This is a genomic window from Hydrogenophaga sp. RAC07 (genome assembly GCF_001713375.1).
Taxonomy (GTDB): domain Bacteria; phylum Pseudomonadota; class Gammaproteobacteria; order Burkholderiales; family Burkholderiaceae_C; genus Hydrogenophaga.
This window is the reverse complement of sequence record NZ_CP016449.1, coordinates 3,911,776-3,932,108: the sequence shown is the minus strand read 5'-3', so window position 1 is coordinate 3,932,108 and position 20,333 is coordinate 3,911,776. Positions and strand designations below refer to the sequence as shown.

At 65.6% G+C, this 20,333-nt stretch carries 14 protein-coding genes and 1 tRNA gene; 13 read left to right on the top strand and 2 right to left on the bottom strand.

What is annotated here, in order from left to right:
* Positions 1 to 44 precede the first annotated feature (44 nt).
* The 11 genes from rpoB (at position 45) to BSY239_RS18200 (ending at position 16,471) form a co-directional block, all read left to right on the top strand.
* Positions 45 to 4,169: a DNA-directed RNA polymerase subunit beta gene (gene rpoB / locus BSY239_RS18250; protein ID WP_069048046.1), complete on the top strand. Its 4,125-nt coding sequence runs from the start codon at positions 45 to 47 to the stop codon at positions 4,167 to 4,169.
* 132 nt (positions 4,170 to 4,301) lie between these two features.
* On the top strand, positions 4,302 to 8,525 hold the full coding sequence (gene rpoC / locus BSY239_RS18245) for a DNA-directed RNA polymerase subunit beta' (protein WP_069048045.1): 4,224 nt from the start codon (positions 4,302 to 4,304) through the stop codon (positions 8,523 to 8,525).
* 143 nt (positions 8,526 to 8,668) lie between these two features.
* Positions 8,669 to 9,262, top strand: coding sequence for a LemA family protein (locus BSY239_RS18240; RefSeq protein ID WP_069048044.1), 594 nt, complete (start codon positions 8,669 to 8,671; stop codon positions 9,260 to 9,262).
* A gap of 21 nt (positions 9,263 to 9,283) precedes the next feature.
* The gene (locus tag BSY239_RS18235) at positions 9,284 to 10,342 is read left to right on the top strand and encodes a M48 family metalloprotease (protein WP_083240063.1); all 1,059 of its coding nucleotides are present in this window, start codon (positions 9,284 to 9,286) and stop codon (positions 10,340 to 10,342) included.
* Between the two features lie 64 nt (positions 10,343 to 10,406).
* Entirely contained in the window at positions 10,407 to 11,777 is a 1,371-nt protein-coding gene (gene rsmB / locus BSY239_RS18230; RefSeq protein WP_069048043.1) for a 16S rRNA (cytosine(967)-C(5))-methyltransferase RsmB, read from the top strand.
* Between the two features lie 34 nt (positions 11,778 to 11,811).
* On the top strand, positions 11,812 to 12,522 hold the full coding sequence (locus BSY239_RS18225; protein WP_172823126.1) for a DUF4390 domain-containing protein: 711 nt from the start codon (positions 11,812 to 11,814) through the stop codon (positions 12,520 to 12,522).
* Between the two features lie 37 nt (positions 12,523 to 12,559).
* Positions 12,560 to 14,812 (top strand): sensor histidine kinase, encoded by a 2,253-nt coding sequence (locus BSY239_RS18220; RefSeq protein ID WP_069048041.1) that lies wholly within the window; start codon positions 12,560 to 12,562, stop codon positions 14,810 to 14,812.
* Between the two features lie 30 nt (positions 14,813 to 14,842).
* Positions 14,843 to 15,535 carry a response regulator gene (locus BSY239_RS18215; protein WP_069048040.1) on the top strand — a complete coding sequence of 231 codons (693 nt, stop codon included), beginning with the start codon at positions 14,843 to 14,845 and terminating at the stop codon, positions 15,533 to 15,535.
* A gap of 55 nt (positions 15,536 to 15,590) precedes the next feature.
* Positions 15,591 to 15,666, top strand: a tRNA-Phe gene (locus BSY239_RS18210).
* Between the two features lie 108 nt (positions 15,667 to 15,774).
* A complete protein-coding gene (locus BSY239_RS18205; RefSeq protein ID WP_069048039.1) occupies positions 15,775 to 16,170 on the top strand; it encodes a hypothetical protein in 396 nt (131 codons plus the stop codon).
* A gap of 76 nt (positions 16,171 to 16,246) precedes the next feature.
* Positions 16,247 to 16,471, top strand: coding sequence for a hypothetical protein (locus BSY239_RS18200; RefSeq protein ID WP_156775528.1), 225 nt, complete (start codon positions 16,247 to 16,249; stop codon positions 16,469 to 16,471).
* A 15-nt stretch (positions 16,472 to 16,486) separates the two neighbouring features.
* Here the strand turns inward: BSY239_RS18200 and BSY239_RS18195 are convergent, their stop codons facing one another.
* On the bottom strand, positions 16,487 to 16,972 hold the full coding sequence (locus BSY239_RS18195; protein WP_069048037.1) for a hypothetical protein: 486 nt from the start codon (positions 16,970 to 16,972) through the stop codon (positions 16,487 to 16,489).
* On the bottom strand, positions 16,969 to 19,059 hold the full coding sequence (locus BSY239_RS18190; RefSeq protein WP_069049080.1) for an ATP-dependent helicase: 2,091 nt from the start codon (positions 19,057 to 19,059) through the stop codon (positions 16,969 to 16,971). The genes BSY239_RS18195 and BSY239_RS18190 overlap by 4 nt, the downstream gene beginning before the upstream one ends.
* A 110-nt stretch (positions 19,060 to 19,169) precedes the next feature.
* Here BSY239_RS18190 and BSY239_RS22990 point away from each other — a divergent pair, with 110 nt between their 5' ends.
* Together BSY239_RS22990 and BSY239_RS18185 are read left to right on the top strand one after the other, a co-directional pair.
* Complete coding sequence (locus BSY239_RS22990; protein ID WP_257784866.1) at positions 19,170 to 19,301, top strand: hypothetical protein; 132 nt, start codon at positions 19,170 to 19,172, stop codon at positions 19,299 to 19,301.
* A 46-nt stretch (positions 19,302 to 19,347) separates the two neighbouring features.
* The gene (locus BSY239_RS18185; RefSeq protein ID WP_069048036.1) at positions 19,348 to 20,310 is read left to right on the top strand and encodes an AEC family transporter; all 963 of its coding nucleotides are present in this window, start codon (positions 19,348 to 19,350) and stop codon (positions 20,308 to 20,310) included.
* Positions 20,311 to 20,333 lie beyond the last annotated feature (23 nt).

Sequence of the window (20,333 nt, the reverse complement as noted above, 5' to 3'; positions counted from 1 at the left end):
TGGTAGGCAAGACAGTCGCCGCAGACCTCAAGTCCGGAGATCTCATGGCCCCAGCATCGAAATACTCATACACCGAACGCAAACGCATCCGCAAGAGCTTTGGTACCCGCGAAAACGTTCTCGCGATTCCCTACCTGTTGCAGATGCAGAAGGACGCCTACACCGCGTTCCTGCAAGCCGACAACGCGCCGAAAAAGCGCACCAACGAGGGCTTGCAGGCGGCGTTTGAAGCCGCTTTCCCCATCGTCTCCCACAACGGTTTTGTGGAGATGAAGTTCGTTGAGTACAACCTGGCCAAGCCCGCCTTCGACGTGCGCGAATGCCAGACCCGTGGTCTGACCTTCGCCTCGGCTGTGCGCGCCCGCGTGCAGCTCATCATCTACGACCGCGAGTCCTCGACCGCGCAGTCCAAGGTGATCAAGGAAGTGAAAGAGCAAGAGGTCTACATGGGCGAAGTGCCCCTGATGACCGAGAAGGGCTCCTTCATCATCAACGGCACCGAGCGTGTCATCGTGTCGCAGCTGCACCGCTCGCCCGGTGTGTTCTTCGAACACGACAAGGGCAAGACGCACAGCTCGGGCAAGCTGTTGTTCTCCGCTCGCATCATTCCTTACCGCGGCTCCTGGCTCGACTTCGAGTTCGACCCCAAGGACGTGTTGTTCTTCCGGGTTGACCGCCGCCGCAAGATGCCGGTCACCATCCTGCTCAAGGCCATCGGCCTCACGCCGGAAACCATCCTGGCCAACTTCTTCGTCAACGACCACTTCCGCGTGATGGACAGTGGCGCGCAGATGGCTTTCGTGCCCGAGCGCCTGCGTGGCGAAGTCGCCCGTTTCGACATCACCGACAAGGCCGGCAAGGTCGTGGTCGCGAAAGACAAGCGCATCACCGTGCGCCACACCCGCGAACTCGAGCAATCGGGCACCACGCACATCAGCGTGCCCGAAGACTTCATGATCGGCCGCGTGGTCGCGCGCAACATCGTGGACGAGGACACCGGCGAGATCATCGCCAAGGCCAACGAAGAGTTGACCGAAGTGCTGCTGAAGAAGCTGCGCACTTCCGGTGTGCAAGACCTGCAATGCCTCTACACCAACGAACTCGACCAGGGTGCGTACATCTCGCAGACCCTGCGCATCGACGAGACCGCCGACGAGTTCGCTGCGCGCGTGGCCATCTACCGCATGATGCGCCCTGGCGAGCCGCCGACCGAAGACGCGGTTCAGGCCCTGTTCCACCGCCTGTTCTACAACCCGGACACGTACGACCTGTCGCGCGTGGGCCGCATGAAGTTCAACGCCCGCGTGGGCCGTGACGAATCCACCGGCGCCATGGTGCTGTCCAACGAAGACATCCTGGCCGTGGTCAAGATCCTCGTGGACCTGCGCAACGGCCGCGGCGAAGTCGATGACATCGACCACCTGGGCAACCGCCGCGTGCGTTGCGTGGGCGAACTGGCCGAGAACCAGTACCGCACGGGTCTGGCGCGTATCGAGAAGGCCGTGAAAGAGCGTCTGGGCCAGGCCGAGCAAGAGCCACTGATGCCGCACGACCTGATCAACTCCAAGCCGATTTCCGCGGCCCTCAAGGAGTTCTTCGGTGCTTCCCAGCTGTCGCAGTTCATGGACCAGACCAACCCGCTGGCCGAGATCACCCACAAGCGCCGCGTGTCGGCTCTTGGCCCGGGCGGTCTGACCCGCGAACGCGCCGGCTTCGAGGTGCGCGACGTGCATGTGACCCACTACGGTCGCGTTTGCCCTATCGAAACGCCTGAAGGTCCCAACATCGGCCTGATCAACTCGCTGGCGCTCTACGCTCGCCTGAACGAGTACGGTTTCATCGAAACCCCGTACCGCCGCGTGATCGAAGGCAAGGTCACGAACCAGATCGACTACTTGTCGGCCATCGAAGAAGGCAAGTACGTCATCGCGCAGGCCAACGCCACGCTCGACGGCGAAGGGCGCCTGACCGGTGACCTGATCTCCGCCCGTGAAAAAGGCGAATCGATCCTGACCCCGTCCGACACCATCCAGTACATGGACGTGTCGCCGGCGCAGATCGTGTCGGTGGCGGCGTCGCTGGTGCCGTTCCTGGAGCACGACGATGCCAACCGCGCGCTGATGGGCGCCAACATGTCTCGTCAGGCCGTGCCTGTGCTGCGTCCTGAAAAGCCGCTGGTGGGCACCGGTATCGAGCGCGTCGCCGCGATCGACTCCGGCACCGTGGTGACCGCCACCCGTGGCGGCAAGGTCGACTACGTGGATGCCACCCGCATCGTGGTGCGCGTGAACGACGCCGAGGCGGTGGCCGGTGAAGTGGGTGTGGACATCTACAACCTCATCAAGTACCAGCGTTCCAACCAGAACACCAACATCCACCAGCGCCCCATCGTGAAGAAGGGCGACATGCTGGCCAAGGGTGACGTGATCGCCGACGGCGCATCGACCGACCTGGGCGAGATCTCGATCGGCCAGAACATGCTGATCGCCTTCATGCCCTGGAACGGCTACAACTTCGAGGATTCGATCCTGATCTCCGAGAAGGTCGTGTCCGAAGACCGCTACACCTCGATCCACATCGAGGAACTGGTGGTGATGGCGCGCGACACCAAGCTGGGCGCGGAAGAAATCACCCGCGACATCCCCAACCTGGCCGAGCAGCAGCTCAACCGCCTGGACGACTCCGGCATCATCTACGTGGGCGCCGAAGTGCTGCCCGGCGACGTGCTGGTCGGCAAGGTCACGCCCAAGGGCGAGACCACGCTCACGCCTGAAGAGAAGCTGCTTCGTGCAATCTTCGGCGAGAAGGCGTCCGACGTGAAGGACACCTCGCTGCGTGTGGACCAGGGTTCACAAGGCACCGTGATCGACGTGCAGGTGTTCACCCGCGAAGGCATCACCCGCGACAAGCGCGCCCAGCAGATCATCGACGACGAACTCAAGCGTTTCCGCCTGGACCTGAACGACCAGCTGCGCATCGTGGAAGCAGACGCCTTCGACCGTATCGAGAAGCTGCTGATCGGCAAGCTGGCCAACGGTGGCCCGAAGAAGCTGTCCAAGGGCACGACCATCGACAAGGCCTACCTCGACGACGTCGAGAAGTACCACTGGTTCGACATCCGCCCGGCCGACGAGACCGTGGCTGCCCAACTCGAGTCGATCAAGAACTCGATGGAGCAGACGCGCCACAGCTTCGACCTCGCGTTCGAAGAGAAGCGCAAGAAGCTCACGCAGGGCGACGAGCTGCCCGCGGGCGTGCTCAAGATGGTCAAGGTCTACCTGGCCGTCAAGCGCCGCCTGCAGCCGGGTGACAAGATGGCCGGCCGCCACGGCAACAAGGGTGTGGTCTCCAAGATCGTGCCCGTGGAAGACATGCCTTACATGGCCGACGGCACCCCCGCCGACATCGTGCTCAACCCGCTGGGCGTGCCTTCGCGCATGAACGTGGGTCAGGTGCTCGAAGTCCACCTAGGCTGGGCCGCCAAGGGCCTGGGCCAGCGCATCGGCGACATGCTGCAAGCCGAAGCCAAGGTCTCGGAGCTGCGTGGTTTCCTCGACACCATCTACAACCAGGCCGGCAAGAAAGAGTCGCTGGGCGACATGAGCGATGCCGAAGTGATCGAGATGGCGGAGAACCTCACCACCGGTGTGCCGTTCGCCACCCCGGTGTTCGACGGTGCTTCGGAAGACGAGATCCGCACCATGCTCAAGCTGGCGTATCCCGACGACATCGCCGAGATCAAGGGCTTGACCGCCACCCGCACCCAGGCGCAGCTGTACGACGGCCGCACGGGTGACGCTTTCGAGCGCAAGACCACCGTGGGCTACATGCACTTCCTGAAGCTGCACCACCTGGTCGACGACAAGATGCACGCCCGTTCCACCGGTCCTTACTCGCTCGTCACCCAGCAGCCGCTGGGCGGCAAGGCGCAGTTCGGTGGTCAGCGTTTCGGCGAGATGGAGGTGTGGGCACTGGAAGCCTACGGCGCCTCGTACATCCTGCAGGAAATGCTCACCGTCAAGTCGGACGACGTGCAAGGTCGAACCAAGGTCTACGAGAGCATCGTCAAGGGCGAGCACACGATCGAGGCGGGCATGCCCGAGTCCTTCAACGTGCTGGTCAAGGAGATCCGCTCGCTGGGTATCGACATCGAGCTGGAGAGAAGTTGATCCCCCTGCGCCGCTCTGCGGCTTCCCCCCAGGGGGACAGCACCTGCGGCCCGGCAAAGCCGGTTCCGCGGTGCTTCTGGGTCAAGTCACTTCGCTCCTCATTCGCTGTCTCTGTAATTTAAGGAAATTCACATGAAATCCTTGCTCGACCTGTTCAAGCAGTTCACGCCCGATGACCACTTCGATGCCATCCGCATCGGCCTGGCTTCGCCGGAAAAAATCCGCTCGTGGTCCTTCGGTGAAGTCAAAAAGCCCGAGACCATCAACTACCGCACGTTCAAGCCCGAGCGCGATGGTCTGTTCTGCGCCAAGATCTTCGGCCCTATCAAGGACTACGAATGCCTGTGCGGCAAGTACAAGCGTTTGAAGCACCGCGGTGTCATCTGCGAGAAGTGCGGCGTTGAAGTCACGCAGACCAAGGTGCGCCGCGAGCGCATGGGTCACATCGATCTGGCCGCTCCTTGCGCCCACATCTGGTTCCTGAAGTCGTTGCCATCGCGTCTGGGCCTGATCCTGGACATGACGCTGCGCGACATCGAACGTGTGCTCTATTTCGAAGCCTACGTGGTGACCGACCCCGGCATGACCCCGCTGAAGAAGTTCGGCATCATGTCCGAGGACGACTATGACGCCAAGCGCAAGGAATTCGGCGACGAGTTCGTGGCCAAGATGGGCGCCGAGGGCATCAAGGAACTGCTGCAGGCCATCGACCTCGACATCGAGATCGAGAAGCTGCGCAACGACCTGACCGGCTCCGAGCTCAAGATCAAGAAGAACGCCAAGCGCCTCAAGGTGCTGGAAGCCTTCAAGAAGTCGGGCATCAAGCCCGAGTGGATGGTGCTCGACGTGCTGCCCGTGCTGCCACCGGACCTGCGTCCGCTGGTGCCGCTGGACGGTGGCCGCTTCGCTACCTCCGACCTGAACGACCTGTACCGCCGCGTCATCAACCGCAACTCGCGTCTGCGCCGCCTGCTGGAGCTGAAGGCTCCTGAAATCATCGCGCGCAACGAGAAGCGCATGCTGCAGGAAGCGGTCGACTCGCTGCTGGACAACGGCCGCCGTGGCAAGGCCATGACGGGCGCCAACAAGCGCGCGTTGAAGTCGCTGGCCGACATGATCAAGGGCAAGAGCGGTCGTTTCCGCCAGAACTTGCTGGGCAAGCGCGTCGACTACTCGGGCCGTTCGGTCATCGTGGTCGGCCCAACGCTCAAGCTGCACCAGTGCGGCCTGCCCAAGCTGATGGCCCTTGAGCTGTTCAAGCCGTTCATCTTCTCGCGCCTGGAAGCCATGGGCATCGCGACCACCATCAAGGCCGCGAAGAAGGAAGTTGAAGCCGGCACGCCGGTGGTGTGGGACATCCTGGAAGAGGTGATCAAGGAGCACCCGGTGATGCTCAACCGCGCTCCCACGCTGCACCGCCTGGGCATCCAGGCGTTCGAGCCCATCCTGATCGAAGGCAAGGCGATCCAGCTGCACCCGCTGGTCTGCGCTGCGTTCAACGCCGACTTCGACGGCGACCAGATGGCCGTTCACGTGCCGCTGTCGGTGGAAGCGCAGATCGAAGCCCGCACCCTGATGCTGGCCTCGAACAACATCCTGTTCCCTGCCAACGGCGAGCCCTCCATCGTTCCGTCGCAAGACGTGGTGCTGGGTCTGTACTACGCCACCCGTGATCGCATCAACGCCAAGGGCGAGGGCATGATCTTTGCCGATCTGTCCGAGCTGCTGCGCGCACTCGACAACGGCGTGGTGGAAATCACCGCCAAGATCAGCGTGCGCCTGACCCAGCAGACGCTGGACAAGGCCACGGGTGAGTGGACGTCGTCCACCTCGCTGGTCGACACCACCGTGGGCCGTGCGCTGCTCTCCGAGATCCTGCCGCGTGGCCTGCCGTTCGACGTGCTGAACAAGCCGCTGAAGAAGAAGGAAATCTCGCGCCTGATCAACACCTCGTTCCGCAAGTGCGGCCTGAAGGAAACCGTGGTGTTCGCCGACAAGTTGCTGCAAAACGGCTTCCGTCTGGCCACGCGCGCCGGTATCTCGATCGCCGTGGACGACATGCTGGTGCCCAAGGAGAAGCCGGCCATCATCGACCGCGCCGAAAACGAGGTGAAGGAAATCGCCCAGCAGTACGCGTCCGGTCTGGTGACCGCGGGCGAGCGCTACAACAAGGTGGTGGACATCTGGGGCAAGGCCGGTGACGAGATCTCCAAGGTCATGATGGCCCAGCTGGCCAAGCAGAAGACCACCGACCGCCACGGCAAGGAAGTGGACCAGGAGTCGTTCAACTCCATCTACATGATGGCCGACTCGGGTGCGCGTGGCTCCGCTGCGCAGATCCGCCAGCTTGCCGGCATGCGAGGCCTGATGGCCAAGCCTGACGGCTCCATCATCGAGACCCCCATCACGGCGAACTTCCGTGAAGGTCTCAACGTGTTGCAGTACTTCATCTCGACCCACGGTGCGCGTAAAGGCCTGGCCGACACGGCGCTGAAGACCGCCAACTCGGGCTACCTCACGCGCCGCCTGGTGGACGTGACGCAGGATCTGGTGGTCAACACCCAGGACTGCGGCACCACCAACGGCACGCTGATGCGCGCCATTGTTGAAGGTGGTGAAGTCATCGAATCGCTGCGCGACCGCATTCTGGGTCGCACCACGGCCGAGGAAGTGACGCACCCCGAAACGCGCGAACTGCTGGTGCCCGCCGGCGAGATGCTCGACGAAGACATGCTCGACATGTTGGAAGCCGCTGCGGTGGACGAAGTGAAAGTGCGCACCGCACTGACCTGCGAAACCCGCTTCGGCATCTGCGCCAAGTGCTACGGCCGCGATCTGGGCCGCGGTGGTCTGGTCAACATCGGTGAAGCGGTCGGCGTGATTGCTGCCCAGTCCATCGGTGAACCCGGTACCCAGCTGACCATGCGCACCTTCCACATCGGTGGTGCGGCTTCGCGTGCGGCTGTGGCCTCCAGCGTGGAAGCCAAGTCCAGCGGCGTGATCGGCTTCAACGCCACCATGCGCTACGTGACCAACACCAAGGGCGAACTGGTGGTGATCTCGCGTTCCGGCGAAATCATCATCCACGACGAACACGGTCGTGAGCGCGAGCGCCACAAGGTGCCGTACGGCGCGATCCTGTCGGTGAAAGCCGACCAGAACATCAAGGCCGGCGCCATCCTGGCGAACTGGGATCCGCTGACGCGCCCGATCATCACGGAATTCGCTGGTCAGGTGCGTTTCGAGAACGTCGAGGAAGGCCTCACCGTGGCCAAGCAGGTGGACGATGTCACTGGTCTGTCGACCCTGGTGGTGATCGATCCGAAGCGCCGCGGCGTGGCCAAGGTGGTGCGTCCACAGGTCAAGCTGATCGACGCGCAAGGCAACGAAGTGAAGATCCCGGGCACCGACCACTCGGTGACCATCGGCTTCCAGATCGGCTCGCTGATCCAGGTGCGCGACGGCATGGACGTGGGCCCTGGCGAAGTGCTGGCCCGCATCCCGGTCGAAGGTCAGAAGACGCGCGACATCACCGGCGGTCTGCCGCGTGTGGCCGAGTTGTTCGAAGCCCGCAGCCCGAAAGACAAGGGCATGCTGGCCGAGATGACCGGTACTGTGTCGTTCGGCAAGGAGACCAAAGGCAAGGTTCGCCTGCAGATCACCGACCCCGAAGGCAAGGTGTGGGACGACCTCATCCCCAAGGAAAAGAACATCCTGGTGCACGAAGGCCAGGTGGTCAACAAGGGCGAGAGCGTGGTGGACGGCCCGGCCGATCCGCAAGACATCCTGCGCCTGCTGGGCATGGAAGAGCTGGCCCGCTACATCGTTGACGAAGTGCAGGACGTCTACCGCCTGCAGGGCGTGAAGATCAACGACAAGCACATCGAGGTGATCGTTCGCCAGATGCTGCGCCGTGTGGTCGTGGACAGCGTGGGTGATTCGAGCTACATCGCCGGTGAGCAGGTCGAGCGTTCGGAGATCCTCAACACCAACGACTCACTGCGTGCCGAAGGCAAGCTGCCCGCGGTGTTCAGCAACATCCTGCTGGGTATCACCAAGGCTTCGCTGTCGACCGACTCGTTCATCTCGGCGGCTTCCTTCCAGGAAACCACCCGGGTGCTGACCGAGGCGGCCATCATGGGCAAGCGCGACGAACTGCGTGGTCTGAAGGAAAACGTGATCGTGGGTCGTCTGATCCCGGCCGGTACCGGCATGGCCTACCACGAGGCGCGCAAGGTCAAGGAGAAGATGGACGACGAAGAACGCCGTGCCATTGCCGAAGCCGATGCCGTATCGCTGGCAGCCGACCAGGCCGAGCAGGCCGACGCTTCAAGCACCAACGAGTCGGCCGAATAAGCCCACCCCGCTGAAGCACAAAAAGCCCCCAGTCATCCGACTGGGGGCTTTTTTCATGGTGCCGTGCCGCGCGTGGGCGGAGAGCCAAAGGTATATTGGCCCGGCCTGCCGGGGGGCGGGGTTGTTGATCAGGAGTGCCGAACATGTCCGTTTCGTTGTGGGTGATGCTGGGGGTGGGTCTGGCCGTGTTTTTCTGGGCGGTGGGTGCCTACAACCGCCTGGTGCGGTTGAAGAACGCCATCGCCAACGCGTTCGGTCAGATCGATGTGCAGCTCAAGCGGCGCTACGACCTGATTCCCAACCTGGTGGAAGTGGCGCGCAAGTACCTCGCACACGAATCCCAGACGCTGGAAGCGGTGATCGCTGCGCGCAACCAGGCCCGAACGGCCGAACAAACGGCGGCCACCAGCCCCCTCAACGCCGGAGCCTTGGGGGCTCTGGCCGGTGCAGAGCAGATGTTGGGTGGTGCACTGGGCCGGCTGTTCGCCGTGGCCGAGGCCTACCCCGATCTCAAGGCCGACCAGAACATGCGCGAGCTCAGCGAGGAGCTTTCCAGCACCGAAAACCGCATCGGTTTTGCACGCCAGGCGTACAACGACAACGTGCTCGAGTTCAACGACGCGGCGGCCCAGTTCCCCACGCTGATCGTGGCGCGGCTGTTCAACTTCGTGCCGCAGGCCATGCTGGAGTCCACCACCAGTGAAGCCGAGCGCCAGACATTGCGCATCGAGATCTGACACTCGCTCAACAGCGCGGCCATGCGGTTCTTCGAATTCCAGCGCGAGGCCCGGGGCGAGACGGTGCGCTTGCTGCTGGCCTTCGGCGTCACGGTCTTGCTGTTGCTGGTGGCGGTCAACGCGGCATTGGCGCTGGCCTGGGGTCTCACCTGGGGCTTCTGGATGCCCGGAGACCTCAGCTTTCCGCGCCATTTCTTCGAGGTCAACACCGCCGTCACCTTGTTGTTCGTGCTGGGTGGGTGGTGGGTGGAAACCTCGCGCCTGAGCGAGGGCGGCGGCGTGCGCCTGGCCGAGCAGCTGGGCGCGCGGCTGGCGCAACCCTCGGGCCAGCTGGACGAACAACGCTTCTGCAACATCGTCGACGAAATGGCGATTGCTTCCAATGTGCGGCGGCCCCAGCCCATGGTGCTGGCGCGTGATCAGGGCATCAATGCCTTTGCCGCGGGTTGGGATGAAGACGACTCGGTCGTTGCGGTGACCCAGGGCGCGCTGGAGCACCTCACGCGTGAGGAGTTGCAGGGTCTGGTCGCCCACGAGTTCAGCCACATCGGTGAAGGCGACACGCGTTTGAACATGCGGTTGGTGGGCATGGTGTTTGGTCTGGAGATGCTCTTCCGCATGGGCCAGTCGCTGTTCGAACCCGACACGCGTGACCGGCGCATGGCTGCCGCACTCATCGGCCTGGCCGTCATGGCCGCGGGCTGGTTGGGCTGGGTGGCCGGCCATGCCCTGCAGGCGGCCGTATCGCGCCAGCGCGAGCTGCTGGCCGATGCTCGGGCCGTGCAATGGACCCGCAGCCGCGACGGCCTGGGCGGCGTGCTGCGCAAGATACTGACCCAGCAGAACGCGGGCGTGGAAACACGCGCCGTGGGTTCGGTGGTGCAGCACATGCTGCTGGTGGGCAACGAGTCCGGCAAGGTCGCGGGCTGGTTCGACTCGCATCCGCCGCTGAACGAGCGCATTCGCCGCATCTACGGCCGAAACCCGGGCCCACTGCCCCTGCAGCGCGGGGTGGAGCACGAGGCCCCACCAGCCGCTGCGGCACCCAACACCGACACCCCGGGCTGGACCCTGGTTTGAAGAGCCGCGATGGCGGGCGGTGCTGGTACCCTCACCGGTCCCACCACCCCATCCCGGACCCCGATTGACCGCCTCTCCACCCGCTCCGCGCCCAGCCGGCGCACCCCTCGGGCCGACCCTCGCCACCCAACTGCGCCACACGGCACGCTGCGTGCGGGCCGTCGAACAAGGGCAGTCGCTCAGCGAGGTGATGCCCCAGGTCGCCGCCGAGCTGCGCCCGGGCGTGCAGGCGCTGACCTTCCACGTGTTGCGCCATCTGGGCACGGCCCGTGCGCTGGTGGACCAGCTGGTGCAGCGCAAGCCCGACGCCGCGGTGCAAGCCCTGCTGTGCAGCGCCCTGAGCCTGATGCTGGAGGACGCCGAAGCGGGCTCGGCCAGTGGTTTGCACTACGCTGCCCACACCGTCGTCAACCAGGCCGTGGACGCCGCGCGGCAAGACCGCAGCACCGCGCGCCAGGCCGCATTCGTCAACGCCTGCCTGCGCCGCTTCTTGCGCGAACGCCCGGCGCTGATGGCCGAGGCGCTGCGCCACCCCGTGGCGCGCTGGAACCACCCGACGTGGTGGATCGAGCGCCTGCAGCGCGACCACCCCGAACGCTGGCAGGCCATCCTGGCGGCCAACAACCAGCCCGGCCCCATGACGCTGCGCGTGAACCGGCGCCAGATCGGGCGTGCTGCGTACCAGCAGGCCCTGCTGGCGATCGGCGTGGCCTCCAACCCGGTCGGCGACGATGGCCTGGAGCTGGACACGCCGCAGCCGGTGGAGCGCCTGCCCGGTTTCTCCCAAGGCCACTGCTCGGTGCAGGATGCCGCAGCCCAGATGGCCGCCAGCCTGCTCCTCGAAGACCGTCACTGGACCGCCGCCGACCGCGTGCTCGACGCCTGTGCCGCGCCCGGCGGCAAGACCGCCCACCTGCTCGAACGGGCCGAGGTGAGTCTGCTCGCGCTGGACATGGATGCCCGCCGCTGCGAGCGCGTCGACGACAACCTGAAGCGCCTGGGGCTGAGAGCCGAGGTGCGTTGCGCCGACGCGTCCCGGCCCGCCACCTGGTGGGACGGCCAGGCCTTCGACGCCATCCTGCTGGACGCGCCGTGCACCGCGTCGGGCATCGTGCGCCGTCACCCCGACGTGCGCTGGCTGCGCCGGGCCAGCGACGTCGACCAGCTCGTCAAGGTGCAGCGTGGTTTGCTCGAAGCGCTCTGGCCGCTGCTCAAACCAGGCGGGCGCCTGCTCTACGCCACCTGCTCCGTGTTCCGCGCCGAAGGTGCCGATCAGGTGCAAGCGTTCCTTGAGCGCCACACCAATGCGGTGCATCGGCCTTCTCCAGGCCATTTGCTGCCCGGTTCGGCCGCCCCGGCGGGGGAGTTCAACGACAATCCGTTGGGTGGCCATGACGGATTTTTTTACACTCGCATCGACAAGGTTGCACCTTGACCGACCACCGCGCTGGACGCGGTGGGCCGGCGGCATGAGCCCGATGGCGAGCCTGCGCGGTTGGTTTGTCCTGGTCGTTTTCTGGGTCCTCGTTTTCGGTGCAACCGGCACCGCCCAGGCCCAGAAACCCCAGGCGTTTCAGCTCAACCTGCAGCGCACGCCCGAGGCGCTGTACCTCTCCGGCCGCATGGACATCTTTCCCGAGCAGGTGGTGGAAGAAGCCTTGCTCAAGTCGGTCCCGCTCTATTTCGTCTGGCAGGCCGATGTGTACCGCGAGCGCTGGTACTGGGCCGACCGCCGCATCGCCAGCGTCACGCGCACCTTGCGCCTGGCCTACCAACCCCTCACCCGCCGCTGGCGGGTCAGCCTGTCCAACGACGCGGCGGTGAACGCCGGCGGCGCCGGGCTGCAGTACGCGCTGCACCAGAACTACGACTCGCTGGCCGACGCGCTGGCGGGCGTGGCCCGCGTGTCGCGCTGGAAGATCGCCGATGCGGCCCGTTTGCCCACCGACGAAAACCATCGCGTCGAGTTCTCCTTCCGACTCGATCTCTCGCTGTTGCCCCGTCCGTTCCAGATCGGTCTGGGCAACCAGCCCGGGTGGACCATCGAGATCCGGGACGAGATTGCCGTGCCCAACCGCGTCGAGCCCGAGCGAGCGCCCGCACCCGCCCCGGACCTGGGGGCGGTCGAGGTGCCTGCCAGCGCCACCGCGGGTGCGGAAGCGCCGGCGCCGGCCCGCTGACACCCTGCCCAGCCTGCGCGCCCGCAGCAGAACCCCCGTGAACACCCCGGACGCCATCTCCACCTTGCACAAACGACCGGGCGCTGTGCGCTGGGCCGTGGGTGCGGGTCTGGTGTTCATGACCGGCGTGGGCATGGTGTTGCTGTTCCTGCTCACGCTGGCCACGCGCAACCGCGCGCTTTACGAACAGAACTTCGGCTGGCTGGTCGCCATCAACGTGGCCGTGGCCGGTTTTCTGCTGCTGGTCATCGTGTGGCTGGGCGTGCGGCTGGCCCTGCGGTTCAAACGCGGCAAGTTCGGCAGCCGCCTGCTCATCAAGCTGGCCGCCATCATCGGGCTGGTCGGTGTGCTGCCCGGCTTGCTCATCTACACCGTGTCCTACCAGTTCGTGTCGCGCTCCATCGAGAGCTGGTTCGACGTGCGCGTGGAGTCCGCCCTGAGCGCCGGCCTCAACCTGGGCCGCACCACGCTGGACACACTCGCCGCCGACCTCAGCAGCAAAACCCGCGTGGCCGCCGAAGGCCTGGGACGTTCGCCCAACTCGTCGGCCGTGCTGGCGCTGGAGCGCCTGCGCGAGCAACTCGGCGTGACCGATCTCGTGCTCTGGAGCGCGTCGGGCCAGGCGCTCGGCAGCTCGGGCCTGTCGCGTTTTGATCTCTCGCCCGAACGGCCCAGTGCCGCGCAGTTGCGCAGCGTGCGCGCCTCGCGCGTGGTGGCGCAGATCGAGGGGCTGGACGAAGGGGCCGACGGTGAACTCGAAGCGGCGCTGGCCGCCAACCAGGCGCGCATCAAGGTCTTGGCGCTGGTGAGCCCGCCCAGCTTCGGCTTCGATGCCGAGCCGCGCTATCTGCAGGTGGTGGCGCCCTTGCCAGCGGCGCTGGTGGCCGACGCGCTGGCCGTGCAGGTGGCCAACCGCGAGTACCAGGAACGTGCCCTGGCGCGCGAGGGCCTGCGGCGCATGTACATCGGCACGCTCACGCTGGCGCTGTTTCTGGCGGTGTTCGGCGCGGTGCTGCTGGCGGTGCTGCTGGGCAACCAGCTGATCCGCCCGCTGCTCGTGCTGGCCGAAGGCATGCGCGAGGTGGCCACCGGCGATCTGTCGCCCAAAAAATCACTCGCGTCACGCGACGAACTTGCCGGCCTCACGCGCACCTTCGCGCTCATGACGCAGGACTTGTCGGACGCACGCGCCGCCGTGCAGCAAAGCATGGAGCAGGTGGACGCTGCGCGCGACAACCTGCAGACCATCCTGGACAACCTCACCGCGGGCGTGGTGGTGCTTGACCAGCAGGGGCGGCTGCAGAGCGTCAACCCCGGCGCGGCGCGCATCCTGCGCACGCCCCTCAACGTGCACATGGGCCAGCCCCTGGCCACCGTACCCGGGCTGGAAACGTTTTCCTCCGCGGTGCTGCAGCAGTTCGAACGCTTCCTGTCCGATCAGACGCCGCACGAAGGCGGCTACTGGCAGCAATCGTTCGAACTCAGCGCCAACGGCACCACGCCGTTTGACGAAGGCATCACGCTCATCGCGCGCGGCGCGCTCCTGCCCAACAACGAGCGCCTGCTGGTGTTCGACGATGTCTCAGAGATGGTCTCGGCCCAGCGCGCCAAGGCCTGGGGCGAGGTGGCGCGGCGCCTGGCGCACGAGATCAAGAACCCGCTCACGCCCATCCAGCTCTCGGCCGAGCGCCTGGCCATGAAGCTCGACGGCAAGGTGCAGCCCGCCGAGCAGGCCATCCTCAACAAATCGGTGCGCACCATCGTCGACCAGGTCGACGCCATGAAGCGTCTGGTCAACGAGTTTCGCGACTACGCGCGCCTGCCCGCCGCGCAGCTGCAACCGGTCGATCTCAACGCACTCGCGCGCGACATCCTCTCGCTCTACGACAACGCCGCCGTGCCGGTGCGCCTGGAAGCCGCCGACGACCTGCCCATGGCCCAGGCCGATCCGCAGCAGGTGCGCCAGATCCTGCACAACCTCGTGCAGAACGCCCAGGACGCCATGGCCGGTGTGCCCGACGCCCAGGTGCTGCTGCGCACGCGACGCTCCGACTCCGGCCAGTGGGTGCGCCTCTCGGTGCTCGACCAGGGCCCCGGTTTTGCGGAACACATCCTCAAGCGTGCGTTCGAGCCGTATGTGACCACCAAGGTCAAGGGCACCGGGCTGGGCCTGGCCGTGGTCAAGAAAATCATGGACGAGCACGGTGGGCGCGTGGACCTCGGCAACCGTGTGACCGAAGGCAAGGTGATCGGCGCGCAAGTGTCGTTATCATTCGCAGTTGCCAATTGACAACAAGTACCGAGGGAAACACACCGCGCCATGGCAACAATTCTGGTTGTAGACGATGAACTGGGCATCCGGGACTTGCTGTCCGAAATCCTGAACGACGAAGGTCACACGGTCGAACTGGCCGAGAACGCGGCCCAGGCCCGTGCGGTGCGCGCCCAGCTGCGACCCGACCTCGTGCTGCTCGACATCTGGATGCCCGACACCGACGGTGTGACACTGCTCAAGGAATGGGCCAGCACGGGCCTGTTGTCGATGCCGGTGATCATGATGAGCGGCCACGCCACCATCGACACCGCGGTGGAAGCCACGCGCATCGGTGCCACCGCCTTCCTCGAGAAGCCCATCACCATGGCCAAGCTGCTCAAGGCGGTGGACCAGGGCTTGAACAAGACCCCCCCCAAGACCAGCGCCATCGCGGTGCCGGTTCGCCTGAACGCCGGCATGGCGATGGACCTCACGGTGGAAGCCGCCATGACCGGCGGCATCGCGCCCGAGCCGGTGGCGGACATGGGACCGCAGTCCTCGCAGTCCTTCAACCTCGAAGGTCCGCTGCGCGAAACCCGCGACGAATTCGAGAAGGCCTACTTCGAATACCACCTCGCCAAAGAAGCCGGCTCCATGACCCGCGTGGCCGAAAAAACCGGCCTGGAGCGCACCCACCTTTACCGCAAACTCAAGCAGCTCGGCGTGGATCTCGCGCGCAGCAAACGCAACGCCCTCTGAGCCCGGCCGCTCGGAAAATCGAGCGACGGAAGCTGCTACAATCTCGTTTCTGTCAGGCCCGGTAGCTCAGTTGGTAGAGCAGCGGATTGAAAATCCGCGTGTCGATGGTTCGATTCCGTCCCAGGCCACCAAACTTCTCGCAAAAGCCCATCCAACGCGATGGGCTTTTTCGTTTCCGGGTCCGCCGCTTGGCGCCGATCCCCTGGGGCTTGCCCTCTCCCTTGACGACTGGATACCCCATGACCCACCCTTTGTCCGTGACGGACCGTGACGACCTGCTCGCCCGCTTCAACGCCGGTCTCAGCATCCGCACCCTGCGCCACGTGGCCGAAGAGGCGCGGCTCGATGGTGAGAGCCTGAAGCAGGGCGTGGAGCGCTACGAGATCGACTACGCGTGGCAGGTGCTCGGGTCGCAGCGGTCGCTGGATGCGTGTCTTGTGGTGCTCGCTGCGCACCTGGGCCATGAGGTCGGCGACGCGCAGCGGGCGTGTCTGGTGGACGTGTTGCAGTCCGCCGCGACCGCTCAGCCCACCGACGCGCTGATGAGCTTTGACAACGACGTGCCCGAGCAGCTGGCCACGCTGTTGTGCGCGTGGTTCGACCGGCAGTCGGTGCGGGTGACCGAAGCGGCCTGAGGGCGAGCACGCCCCACCCCGCTCGCGCCAGAATGTGGCGCTGGGCGCGCCGTGCCCACCACCCGAGGAGCGGACCTTGAACCTTTGCAAGTCCTGTCGAGTTGCACTGTTGACGCTGGTGTTGCCCGCGCTCACCGCCTGCGGTGTGGAGACCGTGGGCACGGCTGCCACGGCGGGTGCGATCAAGCAGCAGGAGATCGAACAGGGGCGTGTTGTTCAGCAGCAGGTGCAGCAGCAACTGCAGCAGGCCATGGACACCACGCAACAGCGCGCCGAGCAGCTGGAGCAGGCCACGCGCTGAGCGCGGCGTGCGTGTTCAGCGCCAGCCGGGCGCTTTCTTCAACACGAAGTTCATCACCGGCTCAAGCGTTGCACGGCCTTGGGCGGGACGGCGGATGCCCCGCAGTTCCTGGCCGCAGCCGCTGGCGGTCACGTTGCCTTCCCACACCGCGTCCATGGTCACGCCGTCGGCCGATTCGTCGAGGTTGAATTCGCCGCTGGTGACGTCGCCCGAGACCAGGGCCTGGCGATCGTTGCCGGGCGTCGTGCGTTTGAGGCTGCCGCGCACGCTGCCCGGGTACTCGGGGTGGCGCTCGAACAGCAGGGCACCGGTGGACGCGGGCGCGGCTTCGCTGCCGCCGTCCTGCGGCCACAGCACGAGTTGCCACAGGCCGTAGAGCTGGGCCGGCACCATGTCGGCAGGCGGTGTGCACACCACAGCGGGCGTTTGTGCCGAGGCGGGCAGGCTGGCGGCCAGCGCCAGGGCAGCCGTTGCGAGCCAGTGGTGTGGACGTGTCTTCATGGTGCGGTGTCGGCCGCTTTTTGCGCGGCCTGGTCGGTGGCTCGTTGTGCGAACTCGGCGCGCAGCGCGCGCAGTTTTTCGCGCGGGTCTTCCTTGGTGGTGGCCTGGTCCAGCCCCATTTCCTGGATGAAGCGGCTGGCCTGGCCCGGGATGCTTTCGCGGCCCTTCTTGCGGCGTTTGAGCCAGCTCACAGCCAGCGTGCGCTGCGCGCGCGTGATGCCCACGTACATCAGGCGGCGTTCTTCCTGCAGGCGTTGCGCCATGTTCTCCACGGCGGCGTCGCTCTGGCCGGGTTCTTCGTCCATCTTGAAAGGCAACAGACCTTCGTTCACGCCGACCAGCATCACGTGCGGCCACTCCAGGCCCTTGGAGGCGTGCAGGGTGGACAGCGTCACCACGTTCTGGTCCTTCTCGCGTTCGGAGAGGGTGGAGAGCAGGGCAATGGTCTGCACCACTTCCATCAGGCTCTTGCGCTCGGCCTCCACCTGCACGCCCGCTTCGTCTTCGATCTGGCCGCCGCAGCGCCCGGCGACCCAGTCGCAGAAGTCCATCACGTTGGTCCAGCGCGCGGCCGCCACCTTCTCGTTGTCCTCGCTGTCGTACAGGTGTTTTTCGTACGCGATGTCCTTGAGCCATTCGGTGAGGAAGGCGCGCGCGGCCTCGTGACCCACGGTGTGTCTGGCGCGGTACTCGAGGTCGTTGACCGCGCGGCCGAACTCGTGCAGCGTGGCCACGGCGCGTGCGGGCAGGGCGGTGCTCAGCGAGTTGGCGAACAGCGCTTCAAACAAGCTCAGCTTGTATTGCGTGGCGAAGCTGCCCAGCGCCTGCAAGGTCGTGTGGCCGATGCCGCGTTTGGGCGTGGTGGCCGAGCGCAGAAACGCCGGGTCGTCGTCGTTGTTGACCAGCAGGCGCAGCCAGGCACAGAGGTCGCGGATCTCGGCCTTGTCGAAGAAGCTCTGGCCGCCCGAGACCTTGTAGGGAATCTGCGCGCGGCGCAGCGACTGCTCGAACGAGCGCGCCATGTGGTTGGCGCGGTAGAGGATGGCGAAGTCGCGGAATTCCTTGTGCTGCGAATTCGAGCGCAGGCTCTGGATGCGCGCCACGGCGCGTTCGGCCTCGTGGTCTTCGTTGTCGGCGTCCACCACGCGCACCGGCTCGCCCTCGCCCAGGTCGCTCCACAGCGTTTTGGGGAACAGCTTGGGGTTGGGCCCGATCACGTTGTTGGCCGCGCGCAGGATCGCGCTGGTGGAGCGGTAGTTCTGCTCCAGCTTGATGACCTTGAGTTCGGGAAAGTCCATGGGCAACCTTTTCAGGTTGTCCAGCGTGGCGCCGCGCCAGCCGTAGATGGACTGGTCGTCGTCGCCCACCGCGGTGAAGCGCGCGCGCTCACCCACCAGCAGCTTGAGCAACTCGTACTGCGTGGCGTTGGTGTCCTGGTACTCGTCCACCAGCACATGGCCCATCTTTTTCTGCCAGCGTTCGCGCACATCGAGGTGTTCGGTCAGCAGCTTGAGGGGCAGCGAGATCAGGTCGTCGAAATCCACGCTCTGGTAGGCGGTGAGGCGCTCCTCGTAGCGACCCATGATGGTCGCGGTCACGCGCTCGTTTTCGTCCTTGGCCTGCGCCAGCGCCTGCGCCGAATTCAGCCCCGCACTCTTCAAGGCGCTGATGGCCCACTGCCAGCCGCGTGCGGTGGCCGCGTCGTTGGTGCCGCCGCAGTCCTTGAGCAGGCTGGTGATGTCGTCGGTGTCGAGGATGGAGAACTGCTTCTTCAAACCGAGTGCCGTGCCGTCTTCGCGCAGCAGGCGCACGCCCAGCGCATGAAAGGTGCAGATCAGCACTTTTTTGGCGTCGCGCCCCACCAGCTGTTTGGCGCGTTCGCGCATTTCGGCGGCGGCCTTGTTGGTGAAGGTGATGGCGGCGATGCGGTCCGCGGCCAGCCCCGCCTGGATCAGCCGGCCGATCTTGTGCGTGATCACACGCGTTTTGCCCGAACCGGCACCGGCCAGCACCAGACAGGGCCCGCCCAGGTGGTTCACGGCTTCGAGTTGGGCGAGGTTCAGGCCGGAGCCTGTGTGGGCTGACATGGGTGTGGGGTGGGTGCCTGGATGGGCCAGTGGGGCGGCCAGGAACGGTGCGATGGGGGAACGCTGGATCATACCGACCGCCCTCCACGGGACCGCAGGGCCCCCGGGCCATGATTCGGGTGTGCGACAACCCGCTCTGCGGGTCCCGCAACCACCTGCGGGCGTTCAGCCAGGCGCTGGTGGCCGCCGGCGGTGTCGACGAGCGGCCGCAGTTCCTGTGCCTGGCCGAATGGACGGCGTAGGCCGCTTCTGCGCAGGAGCGTTGCGGCAACTGAGACAATCGCCCCCGTGCTCAACATCCTGCTCGTCACATTCCCGTTTTTTGCGCTGGTGCTCGCCGGTTTTTGGGCCGCTCGGCGAAGCATGTTGCCGCTGGAGGCGATTCCCGGCCTCAACGGCTTCGTGCTGTACTTTGCGCTGCCCTGCCTGCTTTACCGATTCGGCTCCACCACGCCGATCGCCAGCCTGCTCGATGCGTCGGTGGTGGGCGTGTACGTCCTGTGCGCCCTGGTGATGGTGGCGTTCGCCGTGGCGATGACGCTGAACCAGCGCATCCGGTGGAACGACGCCTCGCTCGGCGCGCTGGTGGCGGCCTTTCCCAACACCGGCTTCATGGGCGTGCCGCTGCTGGCGGCCTTGCTGGGTCCGCAGGCAGCGGGGACGGCGATCGTGACGATCCTGGTCGACATGGTGGTCACCAGCTCGCTGTGCATCGCGCTCTCGAGACTGGACGAAGCCGAAGGGCATGGGCGGCAGGCCATGCTGGACGCGGGCAGGAAGGCGCTGCGCGGCGTGGTCGCCAACCCGATGCCCTGGGCCATCATTCTTGGAGCGGTGGCTTCGGCGTGGGCATTCACCTTGCCCAAGCCGGTCGAGCAGACCGTGTGGCTGCTCGCCGATGCGGCCTCGCCGGTGGCGCTGTTCACCATCGGTGCGGTGCTGGCGCGCGCGCAGATGCGGTCCAACCACCCGATGCCGATGTTGGACTATGTGCCGGTGGTGGTGATGAAACTGCTGCTGCATCCGCTGCTGGTGCTGGCGGTCGGTTCCGCAGCGATCCAGCTCGGTGTGCCGCTCTCACCAGCGGCGCTCACGGTGATGGTGCTGGTGGCGGCCTTGCCAAGCGCGAGCAATGTTTCCCTGCTGGCCGAGCGCTTCGGCGCGGACAACGGGCGCATCGCCCGCATCATCCTGGTGACGACTGCCGCGGCCTTCTTCACGTTCTCGGCCGCTGTGTCCCTGATGACCTGAGGTGTCTGGGTTCAATTTTTCGG

Coding starts and splice junctions, on each gene's coding strand:
- rpoB (WP_069048046.1), top strand. CDS start 45: ATGGCCCCAGCATCGAAATACTCATACACCGAACGCAAACGCATCCGC.
- rpoC (WP_069048045.1), top strand. CDS start 4,302: ATGAAATCCTTGCTCGACCTGTTCAAGCAGTTCACGCCCGATGACCAC.
- BSY239_RS18240 (WP_069048044.1), top strand. CDS start 8,669: ATGTCCGTTTCGTTGTGGGTGATGCTGGGGGTGGGTCTGGCCGTGTTT.
- BSY239_RS18235 (WP_083240063.1), top strand. CDS start 9,284: ATGCGGTTCTTCGAATTCCAGCGCGAGGCCCGGGGCGAGACGGTGCGC.
- BSY239_RS18225 (WP_172823126.1), top strand. CDS start 11,812: ATGAGCCCGATGGCGAGCCTGCGCGGTTGGTTTGTCCTGGTCGTTTTC.
- BSY239_RS18215 (WP_069048040.1), top strand. CDS start 14,843: ATGGCAACAATTCTGGTTGTAGACGATGAACTGGGCATCCGGGACTTG.
- BSY239_RS18205 (WP_069048039.1), top strand. CDS start 15,775: ATGACCCACCCTTTGTCCGTGACGGACCGTGACGACCTGCTCGCCCGC.
- BSY239_RS18195 (WP_069048037.1), bottom strand. CDS start 16,972: ATGAAGACACGTCCACACCACTGGCTCGCAACGGCTGCCCTGGCGCTG.
- BSY239_RS18190 (WP_069049080.1), bottom strand. CDS start 19,059: ATGTCAGCCCACACAGGCTCCGGCCTGAACCTCGCCCAACTCGAAGCC.
- BSY239_RS22990 (WP_257784866.1), top strand. CDS start 19,170: ATGATTCGGGTGTGCGACAACCCGCTCTGCGGGTCCCGCAACCACCTG.